At 54.7% G+C, this 14,031-nt stretch carries 15 protein-coding genes; 7 read left to right on the top strand and 8 right to left on the bottom strand.

Going from position 1 to position 14,031, the window contains the following annotated elements; genetic code table 11:
- Positions 1 to 5: 5 nt before the first annotated feature.
- From phoB to ACR0DT_RS01925, 3 genes are all read left to right on the top strand, one after another.
- Entirely contained in the window at positions 6 to 695 is a 690-nt protein-coding gene (gene phoB, locus ACR0DT_RS01935; protein WP_480709130.1) for a phosphate regulon transcriptional regulator PhoB, read from the top strand.
- 112 nt (positions 696 to 807) lie between these two features.
- Entirely contained in the window at positions 808 to 2,037 is a 1,230-nt protein-coding gene (locus ACR0DT_RS01930; RefSeq protein ID WP_480709129.1) for an acyl-CoA dehydrogenase, read from the top strand.
- A 112-nt stretch (positions 2,038 to 2,149) separates the two neighbouring features.
- Positions 2,150 to 2,917 (top strand): SDR family oxidoreductase, encoded by a 768-nt coding sequence (locus tag ACR0DT_RS01925; RefSeq protein ID WP_480709128.1) that lies wholly within the window; start codon positions 2,150 to 2,152, stop codon positions 2,915 to 2,917.
- On the opposite strand, the gene ACR0DT_RS01920 is transcribed toward ACR0DT_RS01925, so the two are convergent.
- Together ACR0DT_RS01920 and ACR0DT_RS01915 are read right to left on the bottom strand one after the other, a co-directional pair.
- A complete protein-coding gene (locus ACR0DT_RS01920) occupies positions 2,914 to 3,783 on the bottom strand; it encodes an acyl-CoA thioesterase (RefSeq protein WP_480709127.1) in 870 nt (289 codons plus the stop codon). The genes ACR0DT_RS01925 and ACR0DT_RS01920 overlap by 4 nt on opposite strands.
- A gap of 46 nt (positions 3,784 to 3,829) precedes the next feature.
- Positions 3,830 to 5,050 (bottom strand): serine hydrolase domain-containing protein, encoded by a 1,221-nt coding sequence (locus ACR0DT_RS01915; RefSeq protein WP_480709126.1) that lies wholly within the window; start codon positions 5,048 to 5,050, stop codon positions 3,830 to 3,832.
- 163 nt (positions 5,051 to 5,213) lie between these two features.
- Between ACR0DT_RS01915 and ACR0DT_RS01910 the strand changes: the two genes are divergently transcribed.
- Positions 5,214 to 5,819 carry a DsbA family protein gene (locus ACR0DT_RS01910; RefSeq protein WP_480709125.1) on the top strand — a complete coding sequence of 202 codons (606 nt, stop codon included), beginning with the start codon at positions 5,214 to 5,216 and terminating at the stop codon, positions 5,817 to 5,819.
- Here ACR0DT_RS01910 and ACR0DT_RS01905 read toward each other — a convergent pair.
- Both ACR0DT_RS01905 and ACR0DT_RS01900 read right to left on the bottom strand, forming a co-directional pair.
- Entirely contained in the window at positions 5,816 to 6,838 is a 1,023-nt protein-coding gene (locus ACR0DT_RS01905; RefSeq protein WP_480709124.1) for a phosphotransferase, read from the bottom strand. The genes ACR0DT_RS01910 and ACR0DT_RS01905 overlap by 4 nt on opposite strands.
- Before the next feature lie 16 nt (positions 6,839 to 6,854).
- Positions 6,855 to 7,673, bottom strand: a complete 819-nt coding sequence (locus tag ACR0DT_RS01900; protein WP_480709123.1) for an SDR family NAD(P)-dependent oxidoreductase — start codon at positions 7,671 to 7,673, stop codon at positions 6,855 to 6,857.
- A gap of 114 nt (positions 7,674 to 7,787) precedes the next feature.
- Between ACR0DT_RS01900 and ACR0DT_RS01895 the strand changes: the two genes are divergently transcribed.
- The 3 genes from ACR0DT_RS01895 (at position 7,788) to ACR0DT_RS01885 (ending at position 10,095) form a co-directional block, all read left to right on the top strand.
- Positions 7,788 to 8,792, top strand: coding sequence for an NADPH:quinone oxidoreductase family protein (locus tag ACR0DT_RS01895; protein ID WP_480709122.1), 1,005 nt, complete (start codon positions 7,788 to 7,790; stop codon positions 8,790 to 8,792).
- Positions 8,793 to 8,893: 101 nt separating this feature from the next.
- Positions 8,894 to 9,343, top strand: coding sequence for a type II 3-dehydroquinate dehydratase (gene aroQ / locus ACR0DT_RS01890; protein WP_480709121.1), 450 nt, complete (start codon positions 8,894 to 8,896; stop codon positions 9,341 to 9,343).
- Positions 9,340 to 10,095 carry a helix-turn-helix transcriptional regulator gene (locus ACR0DT_RS01885; protein ID WP_480709120.1) on the top strand — a complete coding sequence of 252 codons (756 nt, stop codon included), beginning with the start codon at positions 9,340 to 9,342 and terminating at the stop codon, positions 10,093 to 10,095. Before aroQ ends, ACR0DT_RS01885 begins: the two co-directional genes overlap by 4 nt.
- 388 nt (positions 10,096 to 10,483) lie before the next feature.
- Here the strand turns inward: ACR0DT_RS01885 and tsf are convergent, their stop codons facing one another.
- From tsf to olsB, 4 genes are all read right to left on the bottom strand, one after another.
- A complete protein-coding gene (gene tsf / locus ACR0DT_RS01880) occupies positions 10,484 to 11,359 on the bottom strand; it encodes a translation elongation factor Ts (protein WP_480709119.1) in 876 nt (291 codons plus the stop codon).
- Positions 11,360 to 11,435: 76 nt separating this feature from the next.
- Positions 11,436 to 12,239, bottom strand: coding sequence for a 30S ribosomal protein S2 (rpsB, locus tag ACR0DT_RS01875; RefSeq protein ID WP_480709118.1), 804 nt, complete (start codon positions 12,237 to 12,239; stop codon positions 11,436 to 11,438).
- Positions 12,240 to 12,407: 168 nt separating this feature from the next.
- Entirely contained in the window at positions 12,408 to 13,262 is an 855-nt protein-coding gene (gene olsA / locus ACR0DT_RS01870; protein WP_480709117.1) for a lyso-ornithine lipid O-acyltransferase, read from the bottom strand.
- Positions 13,249 to 14,004, bottom strand: coding sequence for an L-ornithine N(alpha)-acyltransferase (gene olsB, locus ACR0DT_RS01865; RefSeq protein ID WP_480709116.1), 756 nt, complete (start codon positions 14,002 to 14,004; stop codon positions 13,249 to 13,251). The genes olsA and olsB overlap by 14 nt, the downstream gene beginning before the upstream one ends.
- Positions 14,005 to 14,031 lie beyond the last annotated feature (27 nt).

Here is a 14,031-nt window from a genome sequence, read left to right as displayed (position 1 = left end):
GACGAATGTCCGCTGATCAACCAACCGTTCTGGTGGTCGAGGATGAACCGGCCCAGCGCGAAGTGCTGGCCTATAACCTCGAAGCTGAAGGGTTCCGCGTATCCAAGGCTGCCAATGGCGAAGAAGCCATGCTGTTGGTCGATGAAGAGCAACCGGATATCATCGTGCTGGACTGGATGATGCCCAATCTCAGCGGGATAGAAGTTTGCCGTCGGCTGAAAATGCGCACCGATACGCGTGCGATCCCCATCATCATGTTGTCGGCGCGCACGGAGGAGATCGACAAGGTGCGTGGTCTGGAAACAGGCGCGGATGACTATGTGGTCAAGCCATATTCAGTGGTTGAATTGATGGCGCGTGTGCGTACGCAACTGCGTCGGGTTCGCCCGGCAACCGTTGGGATACGGCTTGAGTTCGACGATATCGTTCTGGATGCCGAAACGCACAAGGTCAGCCGCGACAGCAAGCCGTTGAAACTTGGTCCGACCGAGTTCCGCTTGTTGAGCACGTTCATGGAAAAACCCGGCCGTGTCTGGAGCCGTGAGCAACTGCTTGACCGGGTGTGGGGTCGAGATATCTATGTCGATACACGCACCGTAGACGTCCATATCGGCCGGTTGCGAAAAGCACTGACACAGCATGGCGGCAAAGACCCGGTTCGAACCGTCCGCGGCGCCGGCTACGCACTAGGATAAACGCAGGGGCAGGAGGTATGAGTTTTGCTCATAGATGGATGCCAAACTCTTACTGTCTTTTGCTGAAAGGCCGGGTTAGTTTGCCGCGAAGCTGATTGAGCGGAGAAGCACCATGAACGCCCCTGACACCAAGCCAACTCTGCGCGCCAAAGATGCGCCTGATATGGGTTCATTCACGTGGGATGATCCGTTTCGTCTGGCCGATCAACTGACGGAAGACGAACGTATGATCGCCGCCAGCGCCAATGCTTATGCGCAGGAAAAGCTGCAACCGCGGGTGACTGAGGCCTATCAGAACGAAGAAACCGACCCCGAGATTTTCCGTGAAATGGGCGAAATGGGCCTGCTGGGCACCACGATCCCCGAAGAATACGGTGGCCTTGGGGCAGGGTACGTATCCTACGGTCTGGTCGCTCGCGAAGTCGAGCGTGTAGATTCGGGTTATCGTTCCATGATGTCGGTACAAAGCTCGTTGGTGATGTACCCAATTTATGCCTATGGCAGCGAAGAACAGCGCCGGAAATACTTGCCTAAACTGGCCAGCGGTGAATGGATCGGATGTTTTGGTCTGACCGAACCCGATGCAGGATCGGACCCGGCTGGTATGAAAACCCGGGCCGAGAAAATTGATCGCGGATATCGTCTGACCGGCAGCAAGATGTGGATCTCGAACTCTCCGATAGCGGATGTGTTCATCGTATGGGCCAAATCAGACGCGCATGACGGTAAGATCCGTGGCTTTGTTCTGGACAAAGGCGTCGAAGGTCTGAGCGCTCCGAAAATTCAGAACAAGCTGAGCCTGCGGGCGTCGATCACCGGTGAAATCGTTTTGGACGGCGTTGTGGTCGGCGAAGATGCGCTGCTACCGCACGTTCAGGGATTGAAAGGTCCATTTGGTTGTTTGAACCGTGCGCGTTATGGCATCAGTTGGGGCGTCATGGGGGCGGCCGAGGCCTGCTGGCATGGTGCACGCCAGTACGGAATGGATCGGAAGCAATTCAACAAACCTTTGGCACAGACGCAGCTGTTCCAGCGCAAACTGGCTGACATGCAGACCGAAATCTCTTTGGGCCTGCAGGCAAGCCTGCGCGTTGGCCGTCTGATGGATGAGGCGAATGCGGCGCCCGAGATGATTTCGATCGTCAAGCGTAACAACTGTGGCAAAGCGTTGGACATTGCGCGGATGTCACGGGATATGCATGGCGGCAATGGCATCTCGCTCGAATTCCAGGTCATACGCCACATGGTCAACCTTGAGACTGTGAATACCTATGAAGGTACCCATGATGTGCACGCGCTGATCCTGGGGCGGGCTCAAACTGGGTTGCAGGCGTTCTATTAGAGTTATCGTGTAATTGGTATTATGGTAATAATATGGTAAATTTGGAATGCCAATATTGCCTTTATACCAATGTTTTACGGCGGATTCCTGAATCAATACATGGGTTCAACTCATGGAGCTGAGCGGAAAAACAGTGGTTGTTACCGGTGCCGCTCAGGGTATCGGTAAAGGTTTGGCTGAGCGGTTCGCCAAAGAAGAAGCCACAGTAGTGTGTTCAGATATCGACTTACACGGCGCGCAGTCCGTGGCCCGGGAAATCGGTGGTCACGGATTGGCCTGCGACGTGTCGCGAGAAGATGATATCAAATCACTGATTGACACAGTTGAGAGCCAGATTGGCCCGATTGATCTATTCTGTGCCAATGCCGGAATACTGACGCTTGGCGGTCTGGATGTTCCCGACGAGGATTGGGACAGCATCTGGAAGATCAACGTCATGTCTCATGTCTGGACGACACGCCATTTGGTGCCGCGCATGATTGCGCGTGGCGGTGGATATATCATGATCACGGCGTCGGCGGCTGGATTGCTGAATCAACCCGGTGCCGCACCTTATGCAGTCACAAAACATGCGACTGTTGGTTTTGCCGAGTGGTTGTCACTGACGTACGGCCAGAAAGGTTTGCGCGTGTGCGTTCTGTGCCCACAGGCCGTGCGTTCTGAAATGACGCGCGGCCATGAAACTTCGGTTGCTTCAATTGACGGAATGTTAGAGCCTGAAGATGTGGCCGAAGCCTGCGTTTCAGCGATCCGATCCGAGCAGTTTCTGGTGCTGCCGCATCCTCAGGTTCTGGATTACTTGCAGTTCAAGACAGCTGACTATGATCGGTGGTTGACCGGGATGCAGAAGTTAAATCAACAGTTTATCGAGGACATCTAAGGCTTGCGTCGCGCTTTGCGCATCAAGCCTTCCTGAGCCACAGAAGCGACCAGAGTGCCGTCTTGGGCATATATGGACCCGCGGTTGAAATTGCGTCCCTGCCCGCTCCATGGAGAGTCCATCGCGTATAGATGCCAATTTTCGAAATGAATTGGCGCGTGGAACCACAACGCGTGATCGAGGCTCGCGCCGTTTACTTCTCCGGTAAACCAGCTGACTCCGTGCGGACGCAGACCAGAGGTCATCAAATACATGTCTGACGCATAGGCCAAAATCAGATGTTGCGTCACCGGATCGGTTCCGGCTGAAGCTTTCATGCGAAACCAAATCTGATTTCGGTCATCCGATTTTTCAGGCGCAAATGGATTTTGATGATCCACTTCGCGCACTTCGATGGGACGTTCTCGCATCAGTTCGCCACGTAGTTTTTCTGGAACCTGATCTACATATCGTTGGCGCAGTTCCTCGCGGGCCGGATAAGCCTCGGGCCCATTGGTCGGTGGCATAGCGTGCTGGTGATCCCATCCTTCGTCTTGAACATGAAATGAGGCCGACATGTTGAGGATTTGCTTTCCATGCTGGATCGCGACGACGCGACGGGTGGTCATGGAACCTCCATCACGTGCTCTATCAACTTGATAAATAACGGGAATAGAGGGATCACCAGCGCGAATGAAGTAGGAGTGTAATGAATGGCACAGGCGATCTTCAACTGTACGATAGGCCGCCGCCAGGGCCTGCGCGATCACCTGACCACCAAAAATGCGCGTTGGCGTTTCACCGCCCGAACCAGTGCCGCGAAACAGGTCGACCTCAAGCCTTTCGATGTCCAAAAGGTCCAGAAGGATACGTTCTGCTTCGGTCATGTTGCGGTCTCCGCTAGGTCTGATGTCGATAACAGCGGCCAGATCGTCATTCAATCAGTGCCCCAAGGACAAGTGCCTTTAGTTCTGCCCGTGATGGATATGAACTGGATGGCGACAATTGCGTGAAGAAAACAGTGGTAAGGTCATTCATCGGGTCGATCCAGAAGAATGTCGACGCCATACCGCCCCAGCTAAAATCACCCACTGAACCGGGTACGCGGGTGCGGCCCGGGTTTATCACCACGGCACCGCCCAATCCAAAACCGGTGCCTTCCATCGGCTGTTCTGCAAAACTCTGCGGTCCCATCGAGGCGATGTCGCCCGGCAAATGGTTGCGCATCATGTAGTCCACGGTTTTGGGGCCCAAGAGGCGGTGTCCTGCGCCCTGCCCCCGGTTTCGCAGCATTTCCGCGAAACGAGAATAGTCGTCGATCGTGCCAACCAAACCGCCGCCGCCGGAAAAGGTGGAGGCGTTTTGGAACGGAGATCCCTTGGCTTGATCCACCAGCCGCAGAGTTTCAGCCCCGGTCTCTGCCGAATTCAACGCCATCGCATCACCGGCCAGCGGAGTATATAACGAAGCGAACCGATCCCCTGCCCCCGCAGGCACGGAGAATCCAGTGTCTTTCATTCCAAGTGGCTCAAGAATTTCCTGCGCGAAGAACTGGTCCAAAGGTTGCCCCGAAACAACCTCTATCACGCGGCCAATAACGTCGATGCCGACGGAATATTCCCAACGAGTTCCTGGTTGAAATGCCAAAGGTAGCTCAGCAAGGTCGCGGGCTCGGTCGGCCAGAGGACCCTGATCCGGTTTGAACATCAGGTCTCGCTCGTCCATCGCTTGCGGTAGCACTCCGGGGTTGAAGGGGTAGCTGAAGCCGCTTGTATGCGTCAGCAGTTGATGCAGTGTCGGTGTAGGTGCGTTTTCGGTCTGGTCCAACCGCTCTGCACCCGGCACCAGTGCTCGCATTTTAGAGAATTTTGGCAAAAATTCAGACAGTTGCGTGTCGAGGTGAAACAAACCACGTTCTACTAACATCATCAGCGCAACCGTGGTGATCGGTTTCGTCATTGAGTAAATACGAACCACTGTATCGCGCTGAAAATCAAGATCGTTATCAACGTTTCTTTTGCCGCAGGCATCGAAAAACACTTCGGCCCCATTGTGTTTCACCAACAAGGAACTACCAGCGTATTTGCGTTCGTCGACATATCGCTGCATCCAGTCGGAAATGCGGCTCAGGCGGTTCGTGTCGAATTTTGTCATTGTTGCGGGACCCTCTGGTTCATGACGGGATTTTGCTGGCTTACGTGCTGAATTGACAGGGAAATCGACCACATGGCGTGCAAGACTGCTACACTAAGGCCGTAGCGGATTCGGTTGTCACGAGTTGGTGCATTTACATTGTTCGAAATCTCGGAGGAGCAACATGGTGCAACATATAGATTTTGTGTATGATTTTTGCAGTCCCAATGCGTTTTTGGCCTATAAGACCTTGCCGGCACTGGCAGGCAAGCACGATGCGCAAGTGAACAATGTGCCGGTTCTACTTTCGACCGTGTTCAAGGCAACAAACAACCAAAACCCGTTTCAGGCCTTTTCGGAAAATCGACAGAAATCGGCCTATCTGACCCATGACCTCCACCGGTTTGCACGTAGACGAGGTCTGAGTTTTCATATGAGTCCGCATTTTCCGATAAACACCAAATTTGCTATGCGCGGTGCTGTTTATGCGTCAAGAAAGCCGTGGGAAGACAAATACATGGGCGCGATATTTGATGCGATTTGGGTGCACGGCCAAAAAGTGGATGAGCTTAGTGTCTTGTCCGAAATCATGCAAGAAAATGGGCTGCCAGTCCGCAAATTGCGCGAGGCGATGACCAGTGCCGACATAAAGCAACAGCTAAAAGACCAAACCAAAGCTGCCGTGAAACGCGGCGTGTTTGGCGTTCCCAGCATGTTTGCAGGGTCCGAGATGTTCTTTGGCAAGAATAGCCTTGGAAATCTGGGGTTAGAATTGTCGAAGGAATCTTAGGCGTTAATGGCGTCCAGCCCGTGCCGGGCAAAGATTGGAACATATGTGCCAAGGATCTTCGCCCGTTCCGGATCGGACGCATTGCCATCTTGCGCGCGTTTGTAGACGCCCTGCAAAATTCCGGCCATTCGAAAGAAGTTGAAAGCCAGATAAAACCCGAAATTGTCGATCGCGGGAAGGCCACGACGCTGGCAATACTGGTCTATAAACGCCTGATCTGATGGCAGGCCGAGGCCATCTCGGTTAACGCCCGCTAGCCCCCGTCCCTCACTACCGGGCGGCATCTGCCATTGCATAATCACTGCCGCCAGATCCGCAAAAGGATGCCCAATGGTCGACAACTCCCAATCCAACACTCCGATGCACCGTGTCCCACCTTTTTCGAACATCAGATTGTCGATGCGATAGTCGCCATGCACCAGTGTTTTTTGGCCATCATCCGCAGGGATTGATCCTTCAAGCGCGATAATCAGCGCGTCCATCTCAGGGATATTTTTGGTTTCAGAGGCGCGATACTGTTTGATCCAGCGCGTGATCTGACGTTCAAAATAGTTCCCGGGCGGGCCATAGTTAGAGAGTCCAACGGCGTTGATATCCACCTCATGCAGCGCGGCCAGAACCCGGTTCATTTCATCCAGAATTGCGGTGCGCGTTTCGCTGCTTTCCCTCTTCAATGTAGGTTCCAGAAACACGCGCCCTTCGAGGTGCTCCATGATGTAAAATTCGGACCCGATGACTGCCCTGTCCTCACACAACAAGTGCATCCTTGGGACGGGGACGGCACTACCCGACAAAGCGCATTGTACTCGGAATTCCCGATCAACGGCGTGTGCGGATTTTAACAAAGCGCCTGGTGGCTTCCGCCGCAGGACGTAGCTCTGACCCGGCGTTTTCAGTAAAAACGTCGGATTAGATTGTCCCACGGCAAACTTAGTCGCCTTCAGCGGGCCTCTATAGCCCGGAAGATGGGCGCCGAGATAGGCCTCCAAAGCCTTTAGATTCAAGTTGCTGCCGTCCATTTTAATGCTTCTGTCCTCACAAAGCCTCGGCAAAGATATTCCCGGCGGTCTCGACGTTAATACCACCAGAAACCGGGATGACTGCACCGGTGACATAGCTGCCGCCTCGGCCACACAAAAACAGCATGCAGCCAGCGATATCCTCATCACGCCCGACCCGTCCAAGTGGAACGGATTTACCGACCCGTTCGCGGGTCTCTTCGTCAGCCGTGGCAAAGGCAGTCATTTTCGACACGAACGGCCCCGGCGCCAGCGCATTGACCGTGATGTGGTAAGCCGAGAACTCTTTGGCCATGATCTTGGTCAGGTGCAGAACCGCCGCCTTCGACGCCGAATAACTATAAGCGCCGTCACCCATCGGTACCTCTCCCATGACCGAGCCCACATTGACCACGCGCGCCGGATCGTCGGCCGTGCCGGACGTCATCAGCATCGGCAACAGTCTCTGGGTCAGTTCGAACAAACCCGCAACGTTGACGGACATTACTCTATCCCAGGCTTCGTGAGGGAACTGCCCCATCGGCGCCCCCCAGGTTACACCTGCATTATTCATGAGGATATCAAGCTGATTTGTCCGGTTATTAACCTCAGACACCAGTGCCTCAATCCCGTCTTTGGTCGCGACATCACCACCGAAGCCCTCGGCATGGCCAGGTGCATCCAGAGCGTTCAGCTCAGACGCCACGGCTTCGCAGGCGTCGGCCTTGCGGGATGCAATAAGAACACGTGCACCGGCACGTACCAGCGCTTCGGCCGCCATTCGCCCGATCCCAGTAGCGCCACCGGTGACAAGCGCGGTCTTACCCTGCAAATTGAATAGTGTCTCGGGGGTCATGGTTTGCTCCTGGGTCTTATAATCGGTGGCACGTAGCGGAACCGGTTGGTTTCTTGACAACTCCCTAAGCCGCGCCAAAGCTCCTTGTTGAATAACAGTGATAACAGGATTGATATGCAAGCTTTACTCAGCGTCGCGCCAGGCGGACCGGATGCTCTGGAGCTGACCACCCTGCCCGATCTTGTACCAGGCAAGGGTGAATTGCTGATCGGGATCAGGGCCGCCGGCGTCAATTTCCCCGATACGCTGATCATTCAGGACCTTTATCAGATCAAACCGCCCCGCCCCTTTGCGCCGGGTGGAGAAATCGCCGGGGAGGTTCTGGCGATTGGCGAAGGTGTGGCTGATTTCGCCATCGGTGATCGCGTTCTGGCGCTGACCGTACATGGCGGGTTTGCTACGCATATAGCAATCCCTGCGGCAACAGCCATAAAGTTCCCGGACAAAATGCCATACGAAGACGCGGCCTGCTTTGTCTTTACGTACGGCACATCTTATCACGCATTGAAGGATCGCGCGGCCCTACAAGACGGCGAAACACTGCTGGTGCTGGGCGCTGCCGGAGGGGTCGGATCCGCAGCGATCGAGTTGGGCAAGGCCATGGGCGCACGTGTGATTGCGGCAGTATCCTCGCAAGAAAAAGCGGATTTTTGCCGGAGTTTGGGGGCGGACGAAACAGTCATCTATGCCCGAGACATGGACAAAGACGCACAGAAATCCTTTTCCTCTGAAATCAAGGATTTGGCCGGTCCATTGGGTGTGGATGTCGTCTATGATGCCGTGGGTGGCGTTTACGCCGAACCAGCGTTGCGGTGCATAGCATGGGCCGGGCGATACCTTGTGGTTGGTTTTCCGGCGGGAATCCCCAAAATTCCGCTGAACCTTCCGTTGTTAAAAGGTTGTCAAATTGTGGGTGTATTTTGGGGCGCGTCGGTCCTGCGTGACCCGATGGGGCATTCCAAAAATGTCAAAGATTTGTTTAAGTTGTACAACGAAGCTCAAATAAAACCCAAGATCAGTGCCAGATACCCGCTTGACTGCGCATCAGAGGCTCTGACTCATCTGACCAGTCGTTCGGCCCTTGGCAAGATCGTGGTGACAATGCCGGAAGGGTCGTAAAGTGACTGACGACCCAGCGACTGCTCGCCCTATACGCGCGTTGGCTGGTGGACATTACCACCCATTCGCGTTTATGAACCTGTTATGGGAACAGTGAAATAATGCATAAAGCTCTGATTTTGAACGGCCCGAACCTGAACCTTTTAGGCACTCGGCAGCCCAAGGTGTACGGAAGTACCACGTTGGAGATGGTTGAAAGTCTGTGCGTTAGCCACGGATCTTCCATCGGAATTCACGTGTCTTGCTTTCAGTCCAACCACGAAGGTGCGTTGATCGACGCCATTCACGCGGCCAAAGGAAACCAGGACGGCATCGTTCTGAACGCAGGTGCTTATACCCATACTTCCATTGCACTGATGGACGCGATTGCGTCTGTCGAATTGCCGATGGTTGAGGTACATCTGTCCAACATCCATGCACGTGAAGACTTCCGCCACGTGTCTTACATCTCAAAGGTGGCCATTGGCCAGATTTGCGGCTTTGGCGCGCAGGGCTATTTGATGGCATTAGACGGATTGGCCGAACATCTGAAAGGCAGGTCGACTGCATGACGCTGAGCGAATACCTGCACTTTCTCAGCTATACCAAAACTTTGGAAGAGCTTTGGGATGCCCATTGCCGTCAGATGGCTGAATACGGGTTTGATCGGTTGATATATGGCTATACTCAGTATCGAACCGAAACATCGCTAGGCGATCCCGAGGACTTCGTGATTTTGACCAATCATGAAAAGTCCTATCTGGATGGGTTTTTGCGCGCAGGTCTGTACTTTCATGCGCCGATGTTGAAATGGGCGTTGCACAACGAAGGTGCCGCAAGTTGGAATATCGCTCAGAACATGGTGAGCACCAGCAAATTGACGCCTCAGGAACTGGACGTTCTGGACTTTAATCGCAAGCACGGTGTCGCTTTCGGGTATACGGTCAGTTTCACCTCGGTCTCAATGCGGTCTAAAGGTGCGATCTCCCTATCCGCCGGGAATGCTTCCAGCCAAAGCGAAGTCGATGCGATGTGGGCCGAACATGGCGACGACATTCTACTGATGAACAATGTTGCGCATCTTAAAATTCTCACCCTGCCCTATCACGCGCCAAACCGGGCGTTGACCAAACGCCAGCGTGAAGCTTTGCAATGGGTTGGCGACGGCAAGACCACTCAAGACATTGCCCTGTTGATGGGTTTGACATCGGCAACGGTCGAGAAACACCTGCGTTTGGCACGCGAGGCTTTGTCGGTTGAAACCACCGCGCAGGCCGTTCTGAAGGCATCATTGCAGAATCAGATGTTCGTTATGGAGGCGTAAAGCTGGAGATCTGACGCCAAGTTGCGTCAATTTACCCTAGGTAAGGAAATCATGACTTTCCAAATCTGGGGTCTGGTTGCAAAGTGAGAGTGTTCCGTGAGTGGTGGCTTTAGCCAGGGAACATTTGGTTGGATCTTTGCAATACCAAGGCTCTCCAATCGCTCTGACATCCGGGCGCCTATTCGTCCGCGTCTGATTGTCGGAATTTTGGGGGGCCTCGACCATCCCCATCATGCGGGGCCCCTCATATCCTTTCCAGTAGGTTCAGGACGCGCGAGCGTCCTTTTTTGTTTCTTAGTATCTTGAAGGGCCAACAAAAAACCGGCCACGCAGAACGCGACCGGTTTCATTATTTGCCCAAACCCTATCGAGTTCGGGAATACCTGATTTAGCCTTGTGCGGCTTTGGCAACCTCGGCTGCGAAGTCTTCTTTTTCAACAACGATGCCTTCGCCAACTTCCAGACGGATGAAGCCGGTGATGGTTGCACCTGCCTCTTTGGCCGCTGCTTCAACGGTCAGGTCAGGGTTCACGACGAAGGATTGGTTCAGCAGAGTCGATTCGGCGACGAATTTCTTCATACGACCTTCGATCATCTTTTCGATCACCTGCTCCGGCTTGCCGGATTCGCGGGCGATGTCCATTTGAACCTGCTTTTCTTTTTCGACAATAGCCGGATCCATGTCTGCTTCGGACAGGGCCGCGGGGTTAACAGCTGCGATGTGCATCGCAACCTGCTTGCCGATCGCTGCGTCACCGCCCGACAGAGCAACCAGAACACCGATTTTGCCCATGCCGTTGGTGGCCGCGTTGTGAACGTAGGACACAACGGTGTCGCCCGACAGTTTGGCCATGCGGCGAACCGACATGTTTTCACCGATAGTGGCGATCTTGTCGGTCAGAGTGTCGGCAACGTTCTTTCCGCCCAGATCAGCAGCCAGTAGTGCTTCGACATTGTCGACGCCTTCAGCAGCGTAAGCGATCTTGCCAACCATTTCCTGGAACTCGGCGTTTTTCGCGACAAAGTCGGTTTCCGAGTTCACTTCGACAGCAACACCATTGCCGCCGTCGACGTGCACAGCAACCAGACCTTCTGCTGCGGTACGGCCCGATTTCTTGGCCGCTTTGGCCAGACCCTTGGTGCGCAGCCAGTCAACGGCTTCGTCCATGTTGCCGCCGGTTTCGGTCAGCGCTTTTTTTGCGTCCATCATGCCTGCGCCGGTCGAGTCGCGCAGTTCTTTAACCATTGCTGCTGTGATTGCCATCTCTTGGCTCTCCTCAATTCAAACGGAATTGGGGCAGGTCTACCCTGCCCCATATGTCATTTAGGTAACGGGCAGCTTACGCTTCGGCTTTAACTTCCGGCGCGGCTTCTTCTGCAACAGGTGCTTCTTCTGCCACGGCTTCTTCAACCGGAGCTTCTTCGAACGCACCCAGGTCAACACCTGCAGCACCCATCTGGGCGGTCATACCGTCCAGAGCGGCACGTGCGGCCAGATCGCAGTACAGCGAGATTGCGCGTGCTGCGTCGTCGTTGCCGGGGATGATGTAGTCAACGCCGTCAGGCGAGCAGTTGGTGTCGACAACGGCCACAACCGGGATACCCAGCTTGTTGGCCTCGGCGATGGCCAGTGCTTCTTTTTTGACGTCGATGACGAACAGCAGGTCCGGAACGCCGCCCATTTCGCGGATACCGCCCAGCGAAGCTTGCAGCTTGCCTTGGTCACGCTCCATGCCCAGTCGCTCTTTCTTGGTCAGGCCTTCTGCGCCCGATTCCATGGCTTCGTCGATCTGGTTCAGACGGTTGATCGACTGAGAAACGGTTTTCCAGTTGGTCAGAGTGCCGCCCAGCCAGCGGTGGTTCATGTAGTACTGAGCCGACTTTTCAGCGGCTTCGGCGATCGGGCCAGCGGCTTGACGCTTGGTACCAACGAACAGAACGCGGCCACCTTTTGCGACGGTGTCACGAACGGCTTGCAGAGCCTGGTCCAGCATCGGAACAGTCTGGGTCAGGTCCATGATGTGGATGCCATTGCGCGAGCCGTAGATGAACGGGCCCATGCGGGGATTCCAACGCTGTGTCTGGTGACCAAAGTGAACGCCAGCTTCCAGCAGCTGACGCATGGTGAACTCGGGAAGAGCCATGCTTTACTTTCCTTTTCCGGTTTACGCCTCGGCGGGGGTGAAAGAAGCGGATGCTCCAACCGGCGGTCTTGATGAGGATGTCTCCCTCAAAAAGCCCAAACCCCGCCTGCGGGTTTGAATGGCGCGCGTATACGGTAGGTTTTCAGGCAACGCAAGGGCTTTTCGCCCTTATTTTTCGAGCTGCGCCAACGCATGCGCGTGGCGCACGGCTTCCTCGCAATGAGCCGCCAAGGCTTTGCGGCTTTCGAAATCACTGACTTTGGCTGGGGCATGATAGATCAACTCAACCGCCCCCTGCCGGCGTGCGCCCAGGGTTTTCAGCAAATGCGGTCCGAAATCCATATCGCCCCACCAGCCATAGAACCTGTCGGGCTGGCCTACTGGAGCGCGATACACAACCGAGACAGGCTGCACATACATGAAGTCTCGCAATTCATCAGCAAAAAAAGCGGCGAAAAGCGTTGTTTTGAATGGTAAAACCCGCAAACCATCGGTTGAGGTTCCCTCGGGGAAAAACAGCAATTTGTGGCCTGCTTTCAGCCGGGTCTCGAATACTTTCGTCTGTTCCTTCGCTTTCTTACGGTCCCGTTCGATAAACACCGTGCCAGTTGCTCGGGCAAGCCAGCCGATTCCCGGCCATTTTGCCACCTCGGCCTTGGATACGAAGTAAACGCGCTTGCGTGCATTGAGCGCAAAGATGTCCAACCACGAGGTATGGTTGGCGACCACTGCCCCCTGCTGATGCATCAATTCGCCGGAGGTTTGAAACCCCAAACCGAGTATCCGAAACGCATTGCGGCAGACGAACTGTGAGATGAACGGCGTTATCGGTCGGCGCACACCAAACAACGGCCGCTCGAACAGACGAATGCACAAAAGGACAAGCAATCCGCCGAACACCAGAATGGCCAAAGGTAACCCGCGAACCACAACCAACACCCAACCCACCAGACCCAGATTGATGGGGTCCGGTGCATCCTCACTATTCCAAAGCGGGTCACTCACTGTGTTAGGCCCCGCCATAGATACGCTTTTGCCGCTCGTTCATCCGGGCGGTATCGAGGATTAGGCAAACATCAGTGGTGTTGAAGACGTGGTCGATAAACGCACCTTCCCCCACAAAGCCGCCCAGGCGAAGATAGGCCTTTATCAGCGCCGGAACCTGAACCATTGCAGCACGGCGATTCAGATCCTCGGGCGCTACAAGATCCATAGATTCAAATACTTCTGGCTGCGCCCTCACTCGCAAGTCAGGCGGGGCAAGGTGGTTGTGGTGCAACATCGACAAGGGCTGCGCCAATTCCCGAACATCCGTCCCGTGAAAGCTGGCGACGCCGAACAGAACTTCGAACTCATGTTCGTTTACATAAGCCGCCAACCCGTTCCACAAGTGATACATCGCTGTGCCGCCACGATAGTCCGGATGAAGGCAGGATCGACCCAGCTCCAGCAGCTTACGGCCGCTTTGCTTCAGGACGGTCAGATCGTATTCATCCTCGGAATAGAACTGGCCCAATTCAGTTGCACGTTCGCCCGATAACAGCCTGTAAACACCGATAACTTCGCTTGTCAGATCATCAATCGCCAGCATGTGGTCAAAATACGGATCGAACTTATCCTGCTCTAGCCCGGCCTCGTGATCCACCATCTCTCCGCCGCCACCCAACTCGCGTACGAATACGTCATAACGCAACCGTTGGGCGGCGCGCAGTTCGTCCTTGGTCTGTGCAAGTTTGACGGTAAAGGAAGGGCCTGCGTCCGGCATTGGTAGTTCCGTTCTTGTTTGCGCGCT

The sequence above is a fragment of the Ruegeria sp. BI11 genome (assembly GCF_056538005.1).
Note: the sequence above shows the minus strand (reverse complement) of the source record. Positions and strands in the feature narration are given on the sequence as shown.